The sequence below is a fragment of the Paenibacillus sp. FSL K6-1318 genome, from assembly GCF_037976905.1.
Lineage (GTDB): Bacteria > Bacillota > Bacilli > Paenibacillales > Paenibacillaceae > Paenibacillus > Paenibacillus amylolyticus_A.
Map to the genome: position 1 here is coordinate 5,780,804 of NZ_CP150270.1, position 22,409 is coordinate 5,803,212.

23 protein-coding genes are annotated in these 22,409 nt (G+C 47.2%); 9 read left to right on the forward strand and 14 right to left on the reverse strand.

Features of this window, described 5'->3' with window-relative positions:
- Positions 1-37 precede the first annotated feature (37 nt).
- Positions 38-280, forward strand: a complete 243-nt coding sequence (locus tag NYE45_RS25810) for a hypothetical protein (protein ID WP_145152481.1) — start codon at positions 38-40, stop codon at positions 278-280.
- Positions 281-383: 103 nt separating this feature from the next.
- Here NYE45_RS25810 and NYE45_RS25815 read toward each other — a convergent pair whose 3' ends face one another.
- The 3 genes from NYE45_RS25815 to NYE45_RS25825 form a co-directional block, all read right to left on the reverse strand.
- The gene (locus tag NYE45_RS25815; protein WP_340014524.1) at positions 384-2,036 is read right to left on the reverse strand and encodes an extracellular solute-binding protein; all 1,653 of its coding nucleotides are present in this window, start codon (positions 2,034-2,036) and stop codon (positions 384-386) included.
- A gap of 120 nt (positions 2,037-2,156) precedes the next feature.
- Positions 2,157-3,749 (reverse strand): response regulator, encoded by a 1,593-nt coding sequence (locus NYE45_RS25820; RefSeq protein WP_340014525.1) that lies wholly within the window; start codon positions 3,747-3,749, stop codon positions 2,157-2,159.
- Positions 3,724-5,484, reverse strand: a complete 1,761-nt coding sequence (locus tag NYE45_RS25825; RefSeq protein WP_340014526.1) for a histidine kinase — start codon at positions 5,482-5,484, stop codon at positions 3,724-3,726. Before NYE45_RS25825 ends, NYE45_RS25820 begins: the two co-directional genes overlap by 26 nt.
- A gap of 162 nt (positions 5,485-5,646) precedes the next feature.
- Here NYE45_RS25825 and NYE45_RS25830 point away from each other — a divergent pair, with 162 nt between their 5' ends.
- The 3 genes from NYE45_RS25830 (at position 5,647) to NYE45_RS25840 (ending at position 8,064) form a co-directional block, all read left to right on the forward strand.
- Positions 5,647-5,925, forward strand: coding sequence for a hypothetical protein (locus tag NYE45_RS25830; protein ID WP_340014527.1), 279 nt, complete (start codon positions 5,647-5,649; stop codon positions 5,923-5,925).
- Positions 5,926-6,230: 305 nt separating this feature from the next.
- Positions 6,231-7,151 carry an ABC transporter permease subunit gene (locus tag NYE45_RS25835; RefSeq protein ID WP_340017442.1) on the forward strand — a complete coding sequence of 307 codons (921 nt, stop codon included), beginning with the start codon at positions 6,231-6,233 and terminating at the stop codon, positions 7,149-7,151.
- A 34-nt stretch (positions 7,152-7,185) separates the two neighbouring features.
- The gene (locus tag NYE45_RS25840; RefSeq protein ID WP_017692164.1) at positions 7,186-8,064 is read left to right on the forward strand and encodes a carbohydrate ABC transporter permease; all 879 of its coding nucleotides are present in this window, start codon (positions 7,186-7,188) and stop codon (positions 8,062-8,064) included.
- A 44-nt stretch (positions 8,065-8,108) separates the two neighbouring features.
- Here NYE45_RS25840 and NYE45_RS25845 read toward each other — a convergent pair whose 3' ends face one another.
- The 6 genes from NYE45_RS25845 to NYE45_RS25870 all read right to left on the reverse strand — a co-directional run bounded on the left by NYE45_RS25845 (position 8,109) and on the right by NYE45_RS25870 (position 12,388).
- Entirely contained in the window at positions 8,109-8,300 is a 192-nt protein-coding gene (locus NYE45_RS25845; RefSeq protein ID WP_340014528.1) for an aspartyl-phosphate phosphatase Spo0E family protein, read from the reverse strand.
- 248 nt (positions 8,301-8,548) lie between these two features.
- Entirely contained in the window at positions 8,549-9,568 is a 1,020-nt protein-coding gene (locus NYE45_RS25850; protein ID WP_340014529.1) for a hypothetical protein, read from the reverse strand.
- Positions 9,569-9,595: 27 nt separating this feature from the next.
- Positions 9,596-10,594, reverse strand: coding sequence for a hypothetical protein (locus NYE45_RS25855; RefSeq protein ID WP_340014530.1), 999 nt, complete (start codon positions 10,592-10,594; stop codon positions 9,596-9,598).
- Between the two features lie 28 nt (positions 10,595-10,622).
- On the reverse strand, positions 10,623-11,543 hold the full coding sequence (locus tag NYE45_RS25860) for a WYL domain-containing protein (RefSeq protein WP_340014531.1): 921 nt from the start codon (positions 11,541-11,543) through the stop codon (positions 10,623-10,625).
- Positions 11,544-11,626: 83 nt separating this feature from the next.
- A complete protein-coding gene (locus tag NYE45_RS25865; RefSeq protein ID WP_340014532.1) occupies positions 11,627-11,815 on the reverse strand; it encodes a hypothetical protein in 189 nt (62 codons plus the stop codon).
- Positions 11,816-12,064: 249 nt separating this feature from the next.
- Positions 12,065-12,388 carry a helix-turn-helix transcriptional regulator gene (locus NYE45_RS25870; RefSeq protein ID WP_315939382.1) on the reverse strand — a complete coding sequence of 108 codons (324 nt, stop codon included), beginning with the start codon at positions 12,386-12,388 and terminating at the stop codon, positions 12,065-12,067.
- A 205-nt stretch (positions 12,389-12,593) separates the two neighbouring features.
- On the opposite strand from NYE45_RS25870, the gene NYE45_RS25875 reads away from it, so the two are divergent.
- Positions 12,594-13,973, forward strand: coding sequence for an MFS transporter (locus tag NYE45_RS25875; protein WP_340014533.1), 1,380 nt, complete (start codon positions 12,594-12,596; stop codon positions 13,971-13,973).
- A 194-nt stretch (positions 13,974-14,167) separates the two neighbouring features.
- On the opposite strand, the gene NYE45_RS25880 is transcribed toward NYE45_RS25875, so the two are convergent.
- From NYE45_RS25880 to NYE45_RS25890, 3 genes are all read right to left on the reverse strand, one after another.
- Entirely contained in the window at positions 14,168-14,617 is a 450-nt protein-coding gene (locus tag NYE45_RS25880) for a nuclear transport factor 2 family protein (RefSeq protein ID WP_340014534.1), read from the reverse strand.
- 282 nt (positions 14,618-14,899) lie between these two features.
- The gene (locus NYE45_RS25885; RefSeq protein WP_017692155.1) at positions 14,900-15,307 is read right to left on the reverse strand and encodes an Rrf2 family transcriptional regulator; all 408 of its coding nucleotides are present in this window, start codon (positions 15,305-15,307) and stop codon (positions 14,900-14,902) included.
- Positions 15,308-15,413: 106 nt separating this feature from the next.
- Positions 15,414-16,253, reverse strand: coding sequence for a helix-turn-helix domain-containing protein (locus tag NYE45_RS25890; protein ID WP_340014535.1), 840 nt, complete (start codon positions 16,251-16,253; stop codon positions 15,414-15,416).
- Positions 16,254-16,371: 118 nt separating this feature from the next.
- Between NYE45_RS25890 and NYE45_RS25895 the strand changes: the two genes are divergently transcribed.
- Positions 16,372-17,376, forward strand: coding sequence for a Gfo/Idh/MocA family oxidoreductase (locus NYE45_RS25895; protein WP_340014536.1), 1,005 nt, complete (start codon positions 16,372-16,374; stop codon positions 17,374-17,376).
- A gap of 20 nt (positions 17,377-17,396) precedes the next feature.
- A complete protein-coding gene (locus tag NYE45_RS25900; protein WP_340014537.1) occupies positions 17,397-18,344 on the forward strand; it encodes an aldo/keto reductase in 948 nt (315 codons plus the stop codon).
- Between the two features lie 269 nt (positions 18,345-18,613).
- On the opposite strand, the gene NYE45_RS25905 is transcribed toward NYE45_RS25900, so the two are convergent.
- Both NYE45_RS25905 and NYE45_RS25910 read right to left on the reverse strand, forming a co-directional pair.
- Positions 18,614-19,633: a Gfo/Idh/MocA family oxidoreductase gene (locus tag NYE45_RS25905; protein WP_062836369.1), complete on the reverse strand. Its 1,020-nt coding sequence runs from the start codon at positions 19,631-19,633 to the stop codon at positions 18,614-18,616.
- A 55-nt stretch (positions 19,634-19,688) separates the two neighbouring features.
- Positions 19,689-20,465: a sugar phosphate isomerase/epimerase gene (locus NYE45_RS25910; protein WP_047841639.1), complete on the reverse strand. Its 777-nt coding sequence runs from the start codon at positions 20,463-20,465 to the stop codon at positions 19,689-19,691.
- A gap of 198 nt (positions 20,466-20,663) precedes the next feature.
- Between NYE45_RS25910 and NYE45_RS25915 the strand changes: the two genes are divergently transcribed.
- Together NYE45_RS25915 and NYE45_RS25920 are read left to right on the forward strand one after the other, a co-directional pair.
- Positions 20,664-21,494, forward strand: coding sequence for an AraC family transcriptional regulator (locus tag NYE45_RS25915; protein ID WP_340014538.1), 831 nt, complete (start codon positions 20,664-20,666; stop codon positions 21,492-21,494).
- Between the two features lie 206 nt (positions 21,495-21,700).
- Positions 21,701-22,402, forward strand: a complete 702-nt coding sequence (locus NYE45_RS25920; RefSeq protein WP_340014539.1) for a response regulator transcription factor — start codon at positions 21,701-21,703, stop codon at positions 22,400-22,402.
- Positions 22,403-22,409: the final 7 nt, after the last annotated feature.

The following is a 22,409-nucleotide window of genomic DNA, read 5'->3' on the forward strand; positions in this document are numbered from 1 at the left end:
TATAATCATTGTATTCCTTTTCAGGAGGTCCGACTAAATGAGCTACAGCAAATACTTTCCCTTGGAAAACTATTTGAATCAAGTTTCAATCACCCTTACATATGCAGAGCTTGAGGAAATTCTCGGATTTACGTTACCGCCTACAGCGTATAATCGCGAACAATGGTGGGTGAATAATTCCAATAATCATACACAGGCACTATCCTGGTTAAATGCCGGCTGGAAGGTGGATAATGTGATTTTAGGAAAAAACGTTACCTTTGTCCGCTATGAGTCATAGATAATCATGTACTTACTTGCACTGGTTGTTTTTTGTCATTAAAATGCCTACTAAAAAAGCAGAGTAGATCCGATAAATTCATCGTTCTGCCCTGCTTTGTTTATTAATTTACTGTCTTATACCACTCGTTCACTTCGGCTGTAATATCATCGCCGCCCATGGACTTCCACTTCGTCACAAACGCATCAAATTCCTCAATGCCCACCTGACCATAGATGATCTTGCTGAACGTATCCTTCTCCAGCTTGTCGATCGCATCCTTCTTCATTTTCATCGTCTCGGTTGGTGCTCCCGTGAATTTGTTCTTGATCGCATTATCTTTATTCGCAACGACCACCTCAGCGGCGACAAATACTTCCGGTTTGTTGGCAATCTTCGTATTTTTCTCAAAAGGGGTCTCCGGCTCTTTGCCCTTCGCAAGTTCCGCCAGCGTATCCATCATCAGATTCGGGATCCGGGCACCATCATACGTAATTGTATATTTGAGTGGTGATACGCCGTCTTTCACTTCAGCCTCACCAACGACTTTGCCATCCACGATGTCATAGTCGTATCCTTGCGCAAAGCCATGCTCGAACTCGCTGCCCACTTCCGGGTTGGCAAAGTTGTCGAACAGATAATTTTGATACGTAAAGAAAATCTCCGGGTTCGCCATGTCTTTGTTAATCAACACGACCCCGTTGCTTGCACCAGATCCATGTTGGTGGCTCTCGCCTGTTGGCCCTTTAGGTAATGCAATGGCCTTGTACGTGGCACCGTCCACATTTTTCTTCACATCATCAATCGGCCAGTTTGGCATCCAGTGTGGCCCAACGATAATGCCTGCTTTACCTGCGGTGAACAGTTCTGCTGCTTTGATCTCGTCATATACGCCTGCTTCTTTGGGCAAATAACCTTTGGACAACCAATCTTTCATCTTCGCAAGGCCTTCCTTCACACCGGGCTGGATGGAGCCATATTGCAGTGTGCCGTCTCCGGCATCATTCCACTGGCCAGGCATCGTATTGTACATGCCGAAGATCCAGCCCGATTCCGTCATCCACGTATTGAGCGCATTCTTCATGCCGACAGTGAGACCATACGTATCTTTCTTCCCGTTCCCATCCGGGTCTTGGTTCGTAAAAGCATCCATGACCGTAACCAGCTCATCCATGGTTTTTGGTTCTTCCAGTCCCAGCTTCTTCAGCCAGTCTTCCCGAATAAACATGACCGAATCGCCGTTGTAGGCATAATCGAAGATCGGAATGCCATAACGCTCGCCCTCATACATGTATGGATACCATTCCTCGGGTGCCGATTCAGATGCCTGTTTCCATGTGTCCGAAGCATATTGGTCAAACAACTCGCCAGCATTGGCAAATTTGCCGGACTCAATTAATTCCCTTACCAGATTGTAGTCTCCCCGAATGGAGACGATATCCGGCAGTTCCTCGTTAGCCGACAGGGACAAGCGCAATTTCGTGTAAAATGCATCATTGGTCACCGATACGGCCCACGGTGTGGTCAGGTCGATGCCAAGTCGTTCCTTGGCCCATTTGGTATGCACATTGTTCTGTGCCGTTTCCCCATTCTTGAATTTCGTATCATCATTCCAGGCCCGCAAATAACTCATCTGTACCGCCGGTTCATACTTCCCGTCTTGCAGAGCAAGTGGTGCAGCGGCTTCCTTCGTTGGTTCTTCCTTGGCCCCCGAACTACATGCCGTTACAGCAACCATCGTTATTGCGAGCAATGCCGTCATCATTTTTCTATACATGAACTAACCCCTCCTCAGGTAACTTGGATACCCTTATGTGCCAAATGCACCTTACATGAAAAGGATAGTGCAGCCGGGGAGGCAAACATATATCACAATTTCAATGTTCATATTGATTTGTTAACCGTTCCGAAAATCTTGCGGGGTCAGTCCATAATGTTTGCGGAACACCTGAATGAAATAAGGCGTGTTGTTGTACCCCACCTCCTGACCGACTTCATAGATCTTCATCGCCGTATGCTTGAGCAAATGAACCGCACGTTCCATTCTGGAACGGATAATATAATCACTAATGCCTTCACCGGTGGATTGTTTGTACATTTTCGACAGATATACCGGGTGCAAATGCACCTCTCCGGCAATAACCTGTAACGATAGATCCTCACCCAGATGATGGTCGATCCATTGCTGCACCTGCCTGATGAGCGTCGATCCCGCATCCTGTACCGCCTGGCTCGCGCTCTCAGCCCACTGCTGCATTACACATCTGGTCCACGTTTCCAAACTACGCAGCGAGATGCCATAGCCATCCTTGAGCAACTGCTGGTACTGCTCGCCAAGCACTTCGGCTAACTGTCTTCCTTCCCGATGAGCCATATAGGAGAATGCTGCCGCCAAATAATGAAAAGCCACATACACATGCTCCGGGAACACACTGTTCGACAGTTCGGCAAAGATCTGATCAATCTTGCGGTGTGCATCCTCCATGCGCCCGGCTTCCAGTAACGTCGTTAGACCCGGCGGTTCATACAGCGCCGTGAGTGACTTCAACGTGGACCCATTGGAGCCTGCTGCCGCATTCAGATGTAATCCTTTGCCCGCCTCAGCCTGCTTGCGAAGCGCACTCACGGCTTGATGATATAGCTGGGGCACCTGATCTGGAAAACGCCCCATACGACTAACAGACAGGGAAATGGTCGCGTTCAGATACTGCCTCACACTGTGGATCAACCGCTCTCCAAGTCGGCCCATCAACATTTCCGGTTCGGCTTGGGTTTGTTTGGGACTGGCCATGAAGACGAGATCATCATAGGCGTCATCTGTATGGCAGAGATGATAGGCACTGCCGTAGATCTCTTCCACCACATTGGAGATGGCGTACTTCATCAGTCGAAACGCTTTATGTGTAGGTTGATGGTCATCATACCGGATGAGCAGCAGCTGCATTTTATCTTGTGGACGGAACCCAATCTCCAGTTGCTCCAGCTTATCCGTGAGTTCTGCATCCGCAAATTTATGCCCTAACAGCACATCCTTCATCAGCCCCGCCCGCTTCTCGGGCAGATGTTCCCTCACCGAATACATAGCCCGCTGGTGCAGCATTTGTTTCTCACCCTCCAGGCGAATCTGCACGGCGGCCTGCTGCACGGATTCGATCAGTTCCTCATCCCGGACCGGCTTGAGCAGATAACTGACTGTCCCATGTTTAAGCGCCTGCTTCGCATAATCGAAGGAAGCATGCCCCGATAAAATAATACATTTGGTCTGTTCCCACTTTTGCCGGATATGACTGACCAGATCCAGACCAGACAGACCCGGCATGCGGATATCCGTGATAATAATATGGACCTGATGTGTTGCCATATGTTCCAGTGCCTCTTTGACTGAATAGGCTTTGAATACCTGACCAATCCCGTGTTCTCTCCACGGTATGGAGACGGCGATCGACTCTACTGCGGAATGTTCATCATCCACGACCATCAGATTCATCATACGTTTGTTCCTCCTCAAACCATCGAATTTCTACACTAAGCCCACCATAGGGAATCGCTCCAAAATGAAGCCCGGACGACAGCCCATATCGCGTAACGAGACGCTGATGCACATTCCACGTGCCTGTTCCTATCTCCTCGCCCATCGGTTCATTGATCTCTCGTTCCAATTCCGCAATCTCTTCTGCTGTCAGTGTGACACCGTCATTGTCTACAAACAGGCTATATCTTGTATATTTTCGTCCCTCAATATGTTCGGGTACCGCCATCCCCGTTACGACGACATGCCCACTGCCTTCCATCGGCTCAATGCCATGGATCACCGCATTCTCTACGATGGGCTGAATGAGCAGTCGAGGAATGTGGAGCTGCATCAGTTGCTGCGGTACGTCAATCTCGTAGGTCAGCCGGTTGGTCCGCATCTGTTGAATGGACAGATAATGGTCCAGCAGTCGAATCTCTTCTTCCACTGTCGTCATGTCATTCTCGCCCCGCGTAATGTAGCGATAGTAGTCTCCCAGACTTAGCGACATGGCAATAACCGCTTCACGGTTGCCGAGCTGGGTCATATTTTTGATATAAAACAGGCAGTTGTACAGGAAATGCGGATTGATCTGTGATTGCAGATGCTTCAATGTTGCTTCACGTGAGCGAATACGTTCCTCGTATACCTTTTCGATCAGTTCCTGAATCTGCTCTGCCATATGGTTGAAGCTCTGGGTCAGGTACGCGAATTCATCACGGGAGTGATCGACTGGAATCCGCGTGGACAACTGCCCTTTGCGAATCTGTTGCAGCCCTCTCATCAAGCGATGGATTGGCACCTGGACTTTTCGATACAAAAGCAGTGCAGCACCGATACTCAGCACGAGCAGTAACAGAATGGAGGTAATAAACATATTTCGGCTCTTGTCCATCGGCGTTAGCAAATCATCCAATACCACCGGGTTCACGTATACTGCTTGCAGTTGTTTGGAGTGCACATAACTGACAAGATATTGCCTGCCGCCTACCTCCAGCTGATGATTACCTTCTCTCTCCGGTCCATTAAAGGGGATATCACGCATGATCGCTTCAACCAGTTCGGGGTCTGCCGTACGGTTCAGCAACGGATCGTTACCTGGTACGAGCAAGAAAGGATCTCCGCCCTGCGTTTCTTTGAAATCATCCAACATGGCAACCACGTTCATCGGGTCAAAATTAATCTCCATCACTGTTCGCACGCCTGTGTTCACCGGTTTTTCATTCCACTCGTAGTTATCCGTGAAAAAGTAGGTGAAACTCCCCTGCTCCAGCTGCCATTGGCCCGGTTGCGGGAACGTCAACATCTTCTCATCGTAGACCGTCCGGCTGGACATGGTGGATAACACAAGTTCCGCTTGTGGCAGCACAATGGTAATATCGTTCTTCCAGCGGCTGGTGGACTGGTACAACGATAATTTGTCGAGAATATCCAGATAGATGCTGTTCTTCTCATACTGGCTGGTTGAATCCGTCATGTAACGGTAGTGCAGGATACTCGGATCCCGCAACAATGTCAGACCATACAGTGAGAGCTGCTCGATATTTTTATCCACCTGGGAACTGAAATAATTGAACTGATTCAGACTCGACTGTTGTTTCTCTTCAACGACCATATCCACATTTGCCTGATTCGCGTATGTATAGAGCAGCAGAATGGGTACGAGCAGGCAGATTAAGAGAATGACCGTTTTCGCAAATACTGTGAATTTCATCGTTTCACCCTGTCCCTGAATTTGAAGTCCTTCTACACCGAAGTCCTATTTTATATTGAAAACCCTTACATTTCTATATGATTTTATGTTCTCCGTCTTTCCTGCGATCTGAAATCCCCTTATACTGGGAGTGAAATCAACATTTCGTGAGGGGGCTCTGTGATGCAACTGACAGAACAAGGTATTTTGCACATTGATGAGGAAGATATCTCCACGATGTATTGTTATCGGGATCGGGATGGGATGGCATTTGATGCTTCGTTCCTGTTTGAGTTACAGCTTCAGGAATTAACCTTATCTCAAGGCAGCGTTCGAGCGATTCAGTTTGATTTTGAGGAAGAGGAAGTACCCCACTATGAAGAACGGGAACGTCTTGTGTCTGAGGTGCAGTCAGCGGTCCGTACCGTTGATACGCAGTATGATGGCTCGATTGTGAAATGATATAGGGACGTTCAGCATAAGGGGCATATGGGACGCAGACAGCATATGGCAGGAGCTAACCTGATGACAGGGGCATCGGACTTTCGAGTCAGATGCTCCTTTTTGCTGTTTCCATCAACAAGTTAATATTTCAACATCCGCATTGAAATGTTGTTCTATAGTCCGCCCTTTTCCGTTGCTATAATTCAGTTGCTCCACTCTGTGCAGAGGCTTGCTCGCCTCATGTTGTCGGGGCTGGACGAGATAAAGGAGGGACCCTGATGGCTATGGAACAACCGTTAACAACCAATACGTCGGTGCGAAAAATGAAACCCCATCCACGCAAACGTACCCGCTGGAATTTCAAACGCACGTGGCCACTGCATCTGATGCTGCTGCCTGCTGTACTGCTCACATTGCTGTTCGCCTATGTGCCCATGGGCGGCATTATCATTGCTTTTCAAGACTTCAAACCGTGGCTGGGGTTCACTGGCTCCAAATGGGTCGGCTGGGACAACTTCCGGTTCATGTTCGAATATCCCGATAGCGTTCAGGTCATCTGGAACACGGTACTGATTGCTTCGATGAAAATTGTGGCCGGACTTGTGGCCCCCGTGGTGTTCGCCATTTTGCTGAATGAGGTTCGAAACTCCACGTTCAAACGTTTCTCACAGACCTTGGTGTATCTGCCCCATTTCCTGTCCTGGGTTGTCCTTGGCGGCATTCTGCTCGACATGTTATCACCGGAAGGCGGGCTGGTAAACCAGGTGTTGGCGGCGGCTGGCGTTGAACCGATCTTCTTTTTGGGGGATGGCGACTGGTTCCGTGTAACGGTAGTTGTCAGTGATGTGTGGAAGGAATTTGGATTCGGAACGATTGTATTTCTGGCAGCACTTGCGGGTATTAACCCCGCATTGTATGAGGCTTCGGAGGTAGATGGGGCAACACGACTTAGACAGACATTACATATTACCCTGCCTGCACTCGTGCCGATGATTATCGTGGTAGGTACGTTATCGCTGGGCAATATCCTGAATGCAGGCTTTGACCAGATCTTCAATCTGTACAATCCGCTGGTATATGAAAAAGGCGATATTATCGATACCTTTGTTTACCGGATGGGGATTCTGAATGGCAAAATGAGCTTTGCGACAGCCGTTGGACTATTCAAATCATTTGTCGCGATGTTCCTGGTCATCTCTGCGTACCGGATGGCTTACAAAATCGCCAATTATCGTATTTTCTAAAAGGGTTAGCATAACGCATTAAGGAGGAATCAAGGTGTATCACAAAACAACCGGGTACCGTATATTCAATGGCTTCAACCTGATATTCATCGCGGCCGTTTCGATCCTGTGTATCCTGCCGCTGGTCCATATTTTGGCGGTTTCCTTCAGTGGTAAAGCCGCAGCATCCGCCAATCTGGTGACCCTTTGGCCAATTGATTTTACGGTGGATGCCTATACCAAAACATTTGGTAACAGTAACTTTCTCAGTGCGCTTTGGATTTCAGTCCAACGTACGGTTCTAGGCACACTGCTCAGTATGACACTTGTCTTCCTGACGGCTTATCCATTATCCAAGGAGAGTCTGCATTTCAAGGGGCGCTCGTTATATGCGTGGTTCTTCATCTTCACGATGCTGTTCAGCGGGGGATTAATTCCATCCTATATCTTGATCCAGAAGCTTGGACTGATTAACACGATGTGGGCTTTGATTCTGCCTGGAGCGGTGGCTGTCTGGAACCTGATTCTGATGATGAACTTCTTCCGTAACGTGCCAAAAGAGCTGGAAGAAGCCGCCTTCATCGATGGAGCTAACCATATTACGACCCTGTTCAAAATCTATCTGCCTGTATCCATGCCCGCCATTGCCACGATCTCCTTATTCACCATGGTAGGTCAGTGGAATTCCTGGTTCGACGGGCTGATCTATATGAATGATGCTTCCAAATATCCACTCGCCACGTTAATGCAGACCATTATCGTTCAGCAGGATTTCTCTAATATGAACGTGGATGCAACGCAGCTTCAGAACATGTCTCAGCGTACGGTTAATGCAGCTCAGATCTTTATTGGCGCTCTGCCAATCCTGCTCGTCTATCCGTTCTTACAGCGTTTCTTCGTAAAGGGGATTGTGCTCGGGGCGGTAAAAGAGTAAGGCAAATACACGGAATCCCGACATGAAATTCTTTGTTCAGAAGGTTATGGTTTCATTTGATTCGCGATTGTTCTCCCGCGAGTTGCGTTGTTATATTCATTAATTAACTCATCCAGCACCATGGACTGGCGAATAACTTCCGGATGCCACAGTTCCGGGTATTGATTTGCAATCTGGTAGAGTCTTTGCCGTGCATGTTCGATACATTCCTGAATGGTTTCCGGATTATGTACCATACTCCCGCCCCCTGTTGTCCTTAAATATCCATCATCCAAAAAAGACCATCTAATATAATATTCGGAACAAGAGGTGATTTGGATTACCCCAAAATTAAAATTTTGGCTATTTTTTCTTGTAAAAGTATTATTAGTGTGGATCACATGACCTGATATGCATTTACGTTCAATGCAAATAAACCGGATAGGCCACGGCCTGTCCGGTTTTATTCATGCTAAGCTTTTCAATTTTATCTATCATGCTCCATTCATCTTAATCCAACATCCTCAAAACGATTGCCTATCGTCTCTGGAAAGGCATGTTTAATGGCATCAATGGCACGTTGTTCCGTAGCCCCTGCCTTCCGGATAAGCTCAATCACGCTTTGCACACATTCCGGTTCTCTCGATTCCCAAGAAATAGAGTCATCGATTAACTCAACGATCGTTGTATACAGATTTGCGAGTAGCTCATACTCGTCTATGACCTGATCCATTTGAATGGACAGATGCTTAAGTCCTGCAACATAAGTGGCAATATCCAATCTTGATTTGGCATAATAGCGAAATACAATTGCCGATTGTTCTGCGTTATATGTTCCTGACTGCAAAGCAGCAGCAATAGTGGCATACGCAGCCGCTCCACAGGCATAATCTTGGGGCGGTAGCATATAGTCATGGGTTTCCCATTTGTAAACGGCCTGGATTAACGATTCCTTGCAGACTTCCCATAGATCTATGGGTGCACAAGCTTCCAGCACCTGATAGTACCAGTAGGGTGTACTGTTCCTTCCAAACGAATCATAAGGCAGACGAATGACTTCATTGCCTTTACTTTCACAGATGAATAGCATCCGTTCCACATCATCATATCCAGTAACAATGACAAATTGATCGTGCCAGAGAATCGCACCTACGCCCCGGTCAATGGAAGCTTTAATGTCCAGCAGAGCCTGCTTCTGATACAGGGGGAAGGTTGGTTCGAATGAAAAGCCCGCTGCCTGGCTCGCCGTCACGCCAATGAAGTCAGCTGCGACAAAGTTCTCTGCCATCCAGTTGTATGCGGAGATTGACTCTGCCGTCAGACACCGATCCACCACTAGTCTGAATGCACTTGCTGTCATACCTGCAATCATGTGGTGTGGGAAATCCGTCCACTGTTTATGTAACAAAATGCGATACATCGCATCTGTATACGTACTCACACCGCTCCATGATCTATTTGCATCAGCAGAATTCATAGTTTGCGGGGATTGAATCCAGTCCTGCAATACTACTCTTGTCGCCATCATCCTCCACGCCCTTCATTTCTCATCCTATCGTGCGGAATGTGCTCCCCACCGTGGTATCGTGGACCGTTTAAGGTCAGGATACTTCCTGGATATCACTCGAAAATAATCAATAGCCTGCTCTTCCAGTGCTTTCGCCTTCACGAGTACCTGTGCTAGATCTTCTGTGGTGTCTGGTGGCAAAACACGTCTATTCTCCTGCTGAACCATATATCCCTTCATTTGGTCAATTAACGTCCCAAGCTGTTCATAACATGCACAAGCCTGGTCCAGTTCGTTCCATATCCCTCGAACATCCTGCAAATACATACGTATTTCGGTTCGAGAATGGCAGAAGGATTCCAAAATATAAGCCGCACCCGATTTATTGAAATCCCCACTCCGCAGGGCCTGCACCCACACATCATATGCCTGTCTACCTGAAGCAATATTCCGATCAGGCAGCAGACGATATGGGATATCCCAATCCTCAATCGCCAGTCTCAGGGATTCCAGCAGCATCTGCTGTTCAGGGATGCGGACCTGATCACCAAACATCTGACAATACCAAAATCCAGTAAAGTTCAGACCGAAATTATCATATAGCAAAATCTGCGGTTCCTTGCTCCATCCGTCTTGCATATAAAAGATGCGGTCACTGTCATCATATCCATGAATAACACCGAACTCAGGAATCCAGTAAATCACACCAGTGCCTTCATCAATACTACGTCTCACCCAATTCACTGCATCCTGCTGATAATAACCAAACGTGGAATGACGTGTACGTCCCCCATCCCAGATCGTGAATATCCCCAGGTTATCGACTCCGGGACGATGTGCCTCCCCCCATTGTCCATACGCTGTAACCGACATGGGAAGTAGTCTGCGATGTACTGACAGCTTGAAAGCCATGCCCGTATATCCGGCAAGTACAACCTTGGAACCTTGAAACTGGCCCGTATGGGTAAGTATCGCATGCAGACTATCCACGTACGATTTGGACTCCCGCTTCATGATGAGGTTATCTAAACTATTCTCAGCCAAGGACGTATCTTCTCCTCTCTATCCTGCTTTATTCCACGTTTTGCTTACGTTGTATCGTGAGCCTGTCAATTAACCCTTCTGCGCTTTGCTGAAGCTTTCGTCTAAGCCACCCAGGAGATAAAAGCTCCTCCCATTCGCTAATAAACAAATGCTGCAAGAAAGCATCCGTGTCATAAAATTCAATTGAATAAATCAGATCTTGCCTAGCCTGGATACGATACCCTTGCCATAGGTCCATTTGCTGCAATTCCTTCAAGCGAATCTCAGCTACAAAAGGTTTACGTACAGGCAGTGGTTCTTCCCATCCACCTAGGAGGGTATCTGACCTGTACTCAAATCTCTCATCCGAGATCGATACATGAACAATGCCCTCCAAACGAATGGCCACTTGCTGTACAGGGTCTGATTCATAACCCACCACGTAATCGGCGTTAAACTGGGATATCATCTTTAATGGACACAAGGAAAACTGCCGTTCTCCATCGTGATCCCTGTAATGAATATGTACTCTACGCAAGTCAGTTATGGCATGGGACAACAATTCAAAGAATTGCAGTTGCTTCGGTTGCGCCGAAAACACTGGGAGCTCGCTACTTCCCAGCTGTTGTTCCTCCAACGTAAAACGCTCCAGCAAATGTGCTACACGTTTCACCGCGTCTGCTTGATCATAATTGTAATGTCGATAGCGATGCGCCAGATATTTCAGCACACCCTGTTCTTCTTCGGTCATATACAAATGGGGCAATCGAAAGGTCTGATCCTCATAACAATAGCCCCGATATTTCGCCATATATACCAAAGGGGCTCGCAGGGAGCTTGCCATATATTCAATATCACGCTGAGCCTGACGACGGGAGATTTCAAATTCACGGGCAAGCCAGCTGCTGTTCGGAAAACGTCCACCCCGAATCTGTTCGTCAAACCAGTGAATCCGATGCATGTTACTCATCTTCCCGCCCCCACCTCATTCATTCCTAATATATTCGATTATATCAAAAGACATGGCCCGTTCCGAAGAACAGGCCCGTTATGTTATACGTGTGCCTTATCCACTCTGGATTGCACTGCTTTGGAGCATTTCTTGCATACTTTCAGACTTGTACCGTCTGTTTTTATTTGCGTATACAATAATTTAATTCGGGTACTGCTACACACCGGGCATGTTCCCCGGCCCCTGGAAGGAAGACTCCACAAGATGCGTCCTCTTTTGGTTTTTGCCAATGGTTGTGAACCTCTTTTCGATATGGTTTGTGTGTTCACCGTTATTATAGAGGGCATGGTACGACACAGAATGTCGCAGCAGTATTAGAGGTAGTTCAAAAACTCCCCCATTGATCACGAAGTAGCCCAAGAAGCGAACTCGACATCGAATCTTGCGTTCACCTTCTCGGTGTTGAATCGTTAACTTTTTGAACATGCAGTATTAGAAAATAAAAATGTCCCCTCTTCGACCTGAAGAAAGGACAACATTTAGGAAAGATCTGTGCTCGTCCGAGCGGCAGCCTGCAATAATGGTTGCAAGAGTCCTGGAAAGCGTGTTTCCAGATCCTCAGACCGCAGGGTGAGAAAATGCTGTGTGCCCTGCACTCTGACCCGAATAACTCCGGCTTCCCGCAGGGTCCGAATGTGGTGCGACATCGTTGACTTCACAACAGGTGCATGAAAATGACTGCACGGCTGCTCCCCGCTTCTCGCTGCTTCCGCAACAATCCCAAGACGGGTCGGGTCGCTTAATGCATACAATACGGAGGAAAGTTCAATATCTGATACTTGTGGATGGTGTAAAATCTTCATACTGTAGTCTCCTTTTTTCAGACTATCCATTGTATTTTAACACAGATCCATGATATATTTCTAATGTTCGACACCAATCGAACTTTAATGATTTCGTTATGTAACCCCTGCTGTTAGGCACGGGATTGACATCATACTACATTTTGCAAATGTTACACACCGTTTCTGAAATGTTGCGAAATACACATCACTTTAGGAGGTTTTTATGAACAACACCGCAACCGCATCATCAGGGGAACGGACCGGAATACAGGAAGGATTGATTGTAAGCTTGCTTGGCTTCACCGTTGTACTCGTTGTTATGAATACAATGATGTTTAATCTGGCCTTGCCTAAAATTGCAGCCGAATTTATGCTTACATCCGTCGCTTCCTCATGGATTGTTACAGGGTATTCCATTGTATTTGCCATTTCCTCGATTACGTTCTCACGTCTATCGGATTTCATACCCATCCGCACATTATTCACGACTGGGCTGACTTTACTTGGTGCTGCATCCGTTCTCGGATTCTTCAGTAATCACTTCATCATTTTGCTCATTGCACGTCTGATTCAGGCTGCGGGTGCGGCATCTGTTCCGGGGCTTGCCATTGTGCTAATTACACGATACATTCCAAATGATCGCCGGGGTAAATCAATGGCTGTCATCATGTCCGCCAGTTCACTGGGTCTTGGACTCGGTCCCGTCATCGGCGGAAGTATTACACAATTTCTGGGATGGCATGATCTGTTTATCGTTACGGGATTAACGTTATTCTTGATTCCTGTATTCTTCAAATTGCTCCCGCGGGAAACACCTCAAAAAGGTTCTTTTGACTTGCTGGGTGCCGTGCTTCTCGCCATCGGTACTACAGGTGTTCTGTTATTCCTGACTTCCCGTCAGTGGTTCACACTTGTCATCGGTGCTGCGGCACTGCTTCTGTTCTGGCTCCGAATTCGGCGCGCGGCAGATCCATTTGTTCAACCTGCTTTGTTCAAAGATAAAAAATATATGATGCTCAGCTCGCTGGGGATTGTATCGTACATCAATAACTTCTCAACGCTGTTCCTGCTGCCGCAAATTTTGGCGCATCTGTATGGACTGACACCTGCTCAATCCGGACTCGTCATCTTCCCGGGTGCAGTCGTATCTATGCTGCTGTCCAACCGGATCGGCCGAATGATTGACCGACACGGCAATACGTTGCTGCTGAAATTTGCACCATGGCTGCTACTGGCAGCTGCCGGGCTATTCGCCTTATTTGCAGACAATAACATCTACGCCATTATGGCGGTCTATGTCCTGCTTAGCGTTGGCTTCTCTTCCCTGACCACCAGCGTGTCCAATGAATTGTCAGGCAATCTGACCATGGATCAGGTCGGCGCAGGTATGGGGCTGTTCCAACTCAGTCAATTCTTCAGCGGTGCTTTCAGTGTTGCTGTTACTGGTGTAGCATTGACGGCGATGCAAAATATGCCACTATCCTCAGCGTACACCAATATTTTCTGGGGCATGACTGTGGTCGCACTAGCATCCGTTATTTTCTCTCAGGTGTATCTGAGAATGCAGTCACGTAAAGTCACGGAAACAAGTACCCGGATCTAACATCTCATTTAACCAAAAGAAGTCAGGAAGGAACCCTCGGGTTCTGAACCTGGCTTTTTTTCTGCCTATTTTCTATACATGTGTCAACTGCCCTCTCCCACAAACACAAAAAAGCCCCAAGGACGCATTCATCACGCTCCTCGGGGCTATTATTCTATTGTTGACCAACTTCTCTATTCTGCTAAAAGATTATACTATTCAAACAGGTCCAGACGAAGACGTTTCAGACTCGTATGTTTGATGTACCACTGGCCGTCGATTTTGACAAATGTTTCGTGGTAGTGCCCAAATCCGTGGAACGATTTGTTCTCGTTGCCCTCCGGGAACGTTACCCAATCTTCCATTGGGGAGATGACCTTCGCTTCGTTCTCGGATACAAATTCAACTTCGGCGCTATGTACATGGTGCACGGTTACGGCAACATCCACCAGATCACGAAATACTTGTACGATCGTATCACGGCCTGTTAATACCGGAATCGGATTACCTTCTGTGCTGAAATCGGCGATTGCATCCGGAGCGAACACGTCACCCAAGATATCCCACTGTTTCGTATCAATATAGCGGCAATAGCGCGCCTTCGTATTCCGAATGTTTTCCAGTGCGAGCAATTGTTCCAGTCCTGTGATCGTTGATTGGCTCATGTGTTGTCCCTCCAGAGATGTAAAATGTGATGTAAGATTGAATCAAGTATGTATGCAACTATACCTTCCTTATTGTACCATTCGACTTCTATTAGGTACAACGACATATTATACGTTTGAATACTAACCATTTTACTTACTCTTGAAGCGTCCCCATGCAACAAAATACCTATAATACAAAAAATCTTTCCTTGCCTCTCGCGAGGATGGGGAAAGATCTAGTTATACCTATGTGGCAGACGAGTTAACCACGGCGATTGAAGCGTCACTTCTAGCTGCAAGTTATAAGGAGTGTGCACCCTTCATCTGGGAAGCCAGTTCCGACATCTTTTTATTGTTCAAAAAACTTTCCATCTCTTCTTCCGCCTGCACCATCACCTGCTGGATCAAGCAGCCTGCGTTATGATTCTGGGAACATTCGAACAGAGACGCCTGACCTTCAATCGCATGAATGATCTCCAGGAAGGAAGGGTCCGGATTTTTACGACTAAGCCGGTAGCCACCATTGGCGCCAGAAGTCGATTCGATCATACCCGCCTTAACCAATTTGGTCAGTATTTTGGAGAGATAGGTTGGTGATACCTTCTGCAGCTCTGCAAGTTGGTGTACACTAACCAGCTGTTCAGGGGCAGTGCTTACAAGATGAAGCATCGTATGCAAAGCATAATTTGTCGCTTTTGAATATTTCATGAGGGCACCTCATTATACACGGATTTAATTTATCCATAATAGACTTGATTGAGCTCTCTGTCAAACCATCACTCTTTAAGCGATGACAACATCGAAAGGATACCGGTTAATTGTGATACAATCCGCGGTAATCCGTAGGTGTCATCCCCTCATGGGCCATGAACTGGCGGTTAAAATAACTGGCATTGGGATATCCCGCTTCCTCCGCGATCTGTCCAATGTTAGCCGCAGGCCTTTCCAGCAGCCATTGCTTTGCCATCTGTAGCCGTGAACGAGTAATAAACTCCATGGGCGTCATTTCCACAGCACTCTTAAACATTTTGCAAAAGTAATACGAACTCACACCTGCGAGATCCGCCCAGTCCTGTAAAAGGAAAGGTTGGCAGGCCTCCTGCTGCATCTGTGGAAGCAACGCAAGAACCCGACTCTCCGCCTTACTTGTGGTGCGTGTGCTCTTTAAAGGTACCGCATGCTGCACGAACTCGGCGAGTACGGCATAGGTCAGTGTGGATAGCTGAGCAGGACGCAGCATGGTGTTCTGTTCCGCTTCAGTCAGTAAAGCCAGATGAGCTTCCTCCCATGAGCTACGCTGCCGTAGCGTCCACAGCAGATTGCGATGCAACCCCCGCTCGATCATATAATCATGCAGACGTTCACCGTAAAAATGAACCCATCGTACATCCCACGGATCATCTTCACTACTATAATAATGCTGTCGCTGTTGCGGGAAATAAAGCACGGCCTGACCTGAGCGAAGCTCATGCACGACTCCGTCCACTTCCACGTATCCCTTGCCTGCAGCGACATAGTGAATATTAAAATTGTTTAGTACGCCTGCCTCCCGTAATACGGAATGCTGAGGATGTTCCATATAATGTCCAACCGATTCTGGATAACAAAAATATGGAATATCCTGCAGGGTTAGCAATACCGTTTGCCTCATCATAACGACTTCTCCTTACTCAACAATATTGTGTTAACTAACTTCAATATATTATCATTTTAATTCGATCATCTATTCCTTATAATCACAATATACATTCATACACAGGAGGATACAACACATGAATTCAGTTCAAAAATTGCGTTGGGGCATTCTTGGTAGCGCTAGCATTGCTGTGGAATCCGTCATTCCAGGCTTGCAGCAATCCGAGTTGAATGAAGTCACCGCGATCGCCAGTCGGGACGAAGATAAAGCCAAGCAGACGGCCGATCAACTCGGGATCGACAAGGCGTATGGCAGTTATGAAGCTTTGCTCGCAGATGATTCCATCGATGCCGTATATATCCCGCTACCGAATCATTTGCATCGGGAATGGACGATCCGGGCTGCTGAGGCAGGCAAACATATTTTGTGCGAAAAACCACTGGCTCTGACTGAGCAGGAAGCTCAGGAGATGGTTCAAGCTTGTGCAGATGCAGGTGTGCAGCTGGCTGAAGCCTTCATGTACCGCCATCATCCACGTTACGATCAGATCAGGGATATCATCGCCAGCGGTGAGATCGGTGAGATCCGCGGTATTCACAGTACATTTTCGTTCAATAATTCCACTGCATCTGGCAATGTTCGCTTTCGGCGGGATTGGGGTGGAGGTGCACTGTATGATATCGGATGTTATTCCATCAGCGTAGCACGTCTGCTGCTTGGTCAAGAACCAAGTGCGGCTACCGTTATTGGCATGTTCTCCCCACAGCATGATCAGGTCGATATGATGGCATCCGGACTGCTGGAATTCGATAATCACGTTGGCGTGACGTTTGACAGCAGCATGTGGGCAGCCTTCCGCAACACGCTGGAGGTATTGGGATCCGAGGGCATTATTGAAGTCCCATCCGCGTTTGTCAGCGGACAGGACCGCAGTTCCAACTTCTATGTAACGGCTGGTGGTGAACGCAGAGAGATTGAAGTCCCGCAAGTGAACCACTACTCTCTACAGGGAGATGATATGGCACGTGCGGTACTTCAGGGCAAGGATCTGCGCTTCGCCCCTTCCGATGCAGTAGCAAATATGAAAGTACTGGAAGCTTGTCTTCGTTCAGCGGAACAACGTACACGAATTACACTATAATCGAGAGGATGAACTGACTTATGGAATATATCGAAATTGCTGGTGCAGGTAAACCCGTCTCCAGATTGATTAAAGGAACCGATTATTTCGTGCATGATGCCTACGATAAAGCAGATATGAATATGGATGCATTTCTATCCATTGGCGGTAACACCGTCGATACAGCGCATATTTATTGTGGTGGAGAGAGTGAAGAAGTTCTTGGTCGTTATATGAAAGAACGCGGTAACCGCGACCAGATTGTCATTCTCACCAAAGGTGCGCATCATGACCAGAACGGACCACGCGTTAACGCTGATGCCATCCGTAGTGACTTGCTGGAAAGTCTGGAGCGTCTTCAGACAGATCACGTAGAGATGTATGCCTTGCACCGGGATGATCCCAATACCCCTGTCAGTGTTATTCTTGAAGCACTGAACGAACACATTGATTCCGGCAAAATCGGCGCGATCGGCGCCTCCAACTGGACCTGGCAGCGGCTAGAGGAAGCCAATGCGTACGCTGCGGCGAATGGCCTGAAGGGTTTTACCTTCAGTAGTCCGAATCTCAGTCTCGCCAAAGCAAACGAACCTTTCTGGGAAGGCTGTGTGTCAGCAGATGCAGAGACACTGGCATGGCATGAGCAAACCAAGCTACCATTGCTGTCCTGGTCCTCCCAAGCACGTGGTTTCTTCACTGGACGATTCACACCTGAAGTTCGGGATAACGAAGATCTGGTGCGTGTATTCTACAGTGATGGCAACTGGGAACGGTTGCGTCGGGCTGAACAATTGGCGAATTCGAAGAAAACAACACCAATCCAGATTGCACTTGCTTATGTATTGAATCAGACGTTCCCAACCTGTGCGCTGATCGGAGCCCAGAATCAGGCAGAACTGCTCTCCTGTGACGAGGGGTCCCGTATCACGCTGACTCCTGCTGAAATCGCATGGTTGGATCTGGGCAGTAGTGTGCCAGCTGGCATCTAAAAAGTTAATCATTCTATCATTTAATCTAATGACTCCAAGGGGCTGATATTCCGCGATAGCGCGAGATGTCAGCCCTTTTCTGTTCTGCACAAGCGATCAGATGCTCTAGCCTTGTTGCACAAATTACCGTATACACTGTTCACTTTCCCCCACTTGCCTAGGAACAAATACAGAAGGACTTACCCCAGAACACATCTCTGAAGGTAAGTCCCTTATATCATAGATTAAGACATATAACATGTTAGAATTTGCACTGTCATTCGGTTGGATTACAGCTTAATGATCTGACCTGTTTTCTCGGATTCGAATGCTGCCAAGATAACTTGCAGGGAACGCAAACCCTCTTCCCCGGAAATTGCTGGAGGTGTTTGGGTCACAATCGACTCTACAAAAGCGTCAATTACACCACTCGGCACTTGTTTCTCGTTGGTAGCCATGGCACCGACTTTGTATGTCTCAACTGTACCATTGGTCAGCTCAACAATAACTTCATCGCCTTCCACTGTTCCGATCTTCATCACACCATTCTCGCACCACAGAACAGTACTGTTGTCTCCGGCTCTGTATTGTGTCCAGCTCGCTACCAGCGTCCCAATCGCTCCGCTCTTCATACGAAGCAAGCAAGTCGCGTTATCGTCAACCTTAGTACCTTCTTTGTGCAGTGTGCTGATGAAACCAGCTACTTCAGATACTTCATCGTTCAGCAAGTAACGGATGAAGTCTGATTTGTGCACGCCCAGGTCGCCCATAGCGCCCATAATGGCTTCTTCTTTGCGGAAGAACCAGCTTTCAGCTCCGTCCACACTCCATGCTTCCGGACCCGGGTGACCGAAGGATGTACGGAAATTCAGGACTTTTCCGAGTTTACCGGAGTCGAGAATTTCTTTTGCTTTCACGTGAGGAGGCATCAGGCGCTGGTTGTGTCCAACCATCAGATACACACCATTTTTCTTGGCAGCTTCGATCATTTGCTCGCCTTCTTCAGTGGATACTGCCATTGGTTTCTCCACCAATACATGCTTGCCTGCATTTGCAGCAGCAATCGCCATTGGTGCATGCAGATAGTTTGGTGTACAAACACTAACGGCATCTACCGTTTCGTTAGCAAGCAATTCTTCGTAACTGGAGTACGCTTTACCGCCGTAAGTCTCGGCCATCTTCTCCGCACGCTCCACGATCGGATCGGCAAAAGCGACGAGTTCTACGTTCTCATTGGCAGCGTACTCTGGAATATGTCTGCGCTCGGCAATGGCTCCACAGCCGAATACAGCAACTTTAATTTTACTCATGTACATAAGTCTCCTTTGACAAATAGATTCGCATTTTTCATGGTTCGATGGTCCATTAGAATTGGTTCAGGTAGTTTTCTTTCAACCAGTTGTAGCTATTGGATACGCTCTCAAGTGGAGGATTCTGACAGACATCCTGTTCCACGATCAACCACTCCACGCCTGCATTCGTAGCGCCTTCAATAACAGCTGGCAGGTCAACCGAACCTTGTCCCAGTTCCAGTGTTTTCATCTGTCCCTGTTCGTCTTTGCTGAAGTCCTTCAGATGAAGCAGCGGCAAGCGACCCGCATATTGTTTAATATACTCGATCGGATTTTGTCCCGCAAATTGTACCCAACATACGTCCATTTCCACTTTTACCGCTTCCGGTGATGTTTGAGCGAACATGGCATCAAACGCATTGGCATCGCCAACCTGGCCGTGGAATTCAAAGTCATGGTTATGGTATCCGAAAATCAATCCTTGTTTCGCTGCTTCAGCTCCATATTGTTGTAACTCAGCGAATAGCTTGGTCCAACCTTCCGCATTCTCAGGACGATCTTCTGGCATCAGGTAAGGGCAAATGATATATTGTGCACCAATTGTTTTAAGATAATCGATCTGTTTTTGCAAGTCTTCGCGCATCGCATGTAGTGAAACGTGGCTGCTGAATCCTTTCAGTCCAAGTTCATCTAGTAGCGCTTTCATTTCCTCAGCTGGAATATCGCCATATCCGGCAAACTCCACACCTTCATATCCAAGGGCCGCTACCTTACGCAACGTACCACGAAAATCTGCTGCAGTTTCATCACGGAGTGTAAACAATTGCAAACCAATATTAAGTTTTTTCATGTAGGATACACCTCTGTTCTCAAATTTGCTTTCATTGCTCTATCTGGTATCATCCTAACGCAAAACAGGCTAGAATGAACATATACAATATAGTCAGAACATGAACTATCTGATCAAATTTTATTTCCATCATTTTGCATCTATTGAATGTAGCCCATTTGAATGCATGCAGGATGAACATATTGGGGGATTTCATCTTTGGATACGTTAGAGACATCTGTGCTGATCTGTGACTACTCATACCACTATAAGGCGTTCACTCATAATATGAAGGGCGAGCTGCAAACCTATCTGTTTCGTCTGCAGACCGAAGGCTCGTGCAAAGTGTATGTACAGGATAAAGAATTCAGGATGACCAGCGGGGATTTGTTGCTGCTCAAGCCTGGTGACGATTATCATCTCGTGGTCGATGAACCACATAAGGAAGGACGTTTGTCCAGCGGAGATTATTATCTGTTCTGTGAAGGCAGCTGGATCGAGAACTGGTGGAAACGGCAGCATCGAGCCACCGTGAGCCGGATAGGACTTGATGATAAGCTAATTAGCCTATGGCGAAATATGTTACTGGAGAAGCGTCGCGGACCTCTTGAGGAAAATGCGGAACTAAAGGATGCGTTACTACGCGGATTATGCCTATATATCGACCGGGCAATCACCGAGAATATTCAGACGGATCGGGCAATTTCCTCTGCGTTGAAGTTAAAACGTTTTATTGAGGAGCATGCTACGGTTACCTTTAAACTTGAAGAGGCGGCACGTTATGCCGGACTCAGCCTGTCACGTGCAGTGCGTCTATTTAAGGAGCATTACAATCAGACCATGATTCAATATGCGATTGAGATCCGTCTGAATGCGGCGCTGGAACGCATGAAATATAGTGAAATGACACTGGAGCATATTGCCGAATCCTGCGGTTTTGCAAGCTATTCCTATTTCCACCGGGTATTCCGGGCGCACTTCGGTGTGTCTCCGGCAGAGTATCTCAAATCCAGACAGCATGAGCCTATCGATGATCTGGAGCATGTATGACGTGCAGTATCAGATCAGAAACCCATAACCTTAAAGAGGTTCATGGGTTATTCTGATACGGTAAACTGTTTTATAAGAATGAAGTTCACTTCAATATTTTTTCATGTGACTCCCACAGAACAAGGCTGTACAATTATAAAGACAGTCATCTTACAAATTCATACATATCCCATTAAATTCACATCTATCATACTGGAGCGATACATATGCTAACCCACCAGCGCAAAGTCCTCATCATCGAGGATGAACCGGATATTTCGCGTATCCTGCGAGATTATCTAACCAAAAATCAATATGAAGCCGCCGTGGCAGCCACTGGTCAAGACGGGCTTCAGATTATGGAGCTTATTCAACCGGACTACATTATTCTAGACATTATGCTTCCAGATATGGACGGAATTGAGGTGTGCCGTGAAATCCGACGACGCAATAATATCCCCATCCTTATTCTGAGTGCCAGAGGCAGCGATACCGATAAGGTACTTGGCCTTGGATTTGGAGCAGACGATTATATGACCAAGCCCTTCTCGCTGAGCGAACTGTTAGCACGGATTAATGCCCACTTTAGACGTTACGACAGCATGACATCGGATCAGGACAGAACAGATCTGCTGCGTCTTGGAAACCTTATGATTGATAAAAAAGCCTATAAAGTTACATTGAACGGAATAGAAGTATCTCTGTCTGCCAAAGAATTTGAACTACTTCATTATCTGGCAAGCCATAAGAATCAAGTTTTCTCCAAAGCCCAGTTGCTAGACGCAATCTGGGGATATGCAACCTATGGTGATGAAAATACCGTAACCGTATACATTCGCAGACTGCGTGAAAAAATCGAGACAGATGCCTCACATCCGACCGTTCTGAAGACGGTATGGGGCGTCGGGTACAAATTCAATTATGAATAAGCGAGAT

What these genes read in the sequence shown, in the direction of transcription:
- NYE45_RS25810 (WP_145152481.1), top strand. Translation starts at nt 38, where the DNA reads ATGAGCTACAGCAAATACTTTCCCTTGGAAAACTATTTGAATCAAGTT.
- NYE45_RS25815 (WP_340014524.1), bottom strand. Translation starts at nt 2,036, where the DNA reads ATGTATAGAAAAATGATGACGGCATTGCTCGCAATAACGATGGTTGCT.
- NYE45_RS25820 (WP_340014525.1), bottom strand. Translation starts at nt 3,749, where the DNA reads ATGATGAATCTGATGGTCGTGGATGATGAACATTCCGCAGTAGAGTCG.
- NYE45_RS25825 (WP_340014526.1), bottom strand. Translation starts at nt 5,484, where the DNA reads ATGAAATTCACAGTATTTGCGAAAACGGTCATTCTCTTAATCTGCCTG.
- NYE45_RS25830 (WP_340014527.1), top strand. Translation starts at nt 5,647, where the DNA reads ATGCAACTGACAGAACAAGGTATTTTGCACATTGATGAGGAAGATATC.
- NYE45_RS25835 (WP_340017442.1), top strand. Translation starts at nt 6,231, where the DNA reads ATGAAACCCCATCCACGCAAACGTACCCGCTGGAATTTCAAACGCACG.
- NYE45_RS25845 (WP_340014528.1), bottom strand. Translation starts at nt 8,300, where the DNA reads ATGGTACATAATCCGGAAACCATTCAGGAATGTATCGAACATGCACGG.
- NYE45_RS25850 (WP_340014529.1), bottom strand. Translation starts at nt 9,568, where the DNA reads ATGGCGACAAGAGTAGTATTGCAGGACTGGATTCAATCCCCGCAAACT.
- NYE45_RS25860 (WP_340014531.1), bottom strand. Translation starts at nt 11,543, where the DNA reads ATGAGTAACATGCATCGGATTCACTGGTTTGACGAACAGATTCGGGGT.
- NYE45_RS25870 (WP_315939382.1), bottom strand. Translation starts at nt 12,388, where the DNA reads ATGAAGATTTTACACCATCCACAAGTATCAGATATTGAACTTTCCTCC.
- NYE45_RS25875 (WP_340014533.1), top strand. Translation starts at nt 12,594, where the DNA reads ATGAACAACACCGCAACCGCATCATCAGGGGAACGGACCGGAATACAG.
- NYE45_RS25880 (WP_340014534.1), bottom strand. Translation starts at nt 14,617, where the DNA reads ATGAGCCAATCAACGATCACAGGACTGGAACAATTGCTCGCACTGGAA.
- NYE45_RS25885 (WP_017692155.1), bottom strand. Translation starts at nt 15,307, where the DNA reads ATGAAATATTCAAAAGCGACAAATTATGCTTTGCATACGATGCTTCAT.
- NYE45_RS25890 (WP_340014535.1), bottom strand. Translation starts at nt 16,253, where the DNA reads ATGATGAGGCAAACGGTATTGCTAACCCTGCAGGATATTCCATATTTT.
- NYE45_RS25895 (WP_340014536.1), top strand. Translation starts at nt 16,372, where the DNA reads ATGAATTCAGTTCAAAAATTGCGTTGGGGCATTCTTGGTAGCGCTAGC.
- NYE45_RS25900 (WP_340014537.1), top strand. Translation starts at nt 17,397, where the DNA reads ATGGAATATATCGAAATTGCTGGTGCAGGTAAACCCGTCTCCAGATTG.
- NYE45_RS25905 (WP_062836369.1), bottom strand. Translation starts at nt 19,633, where the DNA reads ATGAGTAAAATTAAAGTTGCTGTATTCGGCTGTGGAGCCATTGCCGAG.
- NYE45_RS25910 (WP_047841639.1), bottom strand. Translation starts at nt 20,465, where the DNA reads ATGAAAAAACTTAATATTGGTTTGCAATTGTTTACACTCCGTGATGAA.
- NYE45_RS25920 (WP_340014539.1), top strand. Translation starts at nt 21,701, where the DNA reads ATGCTAACCCACCAGCGCAAAGTCCTCATCATCGAGGATGAACCGGAT.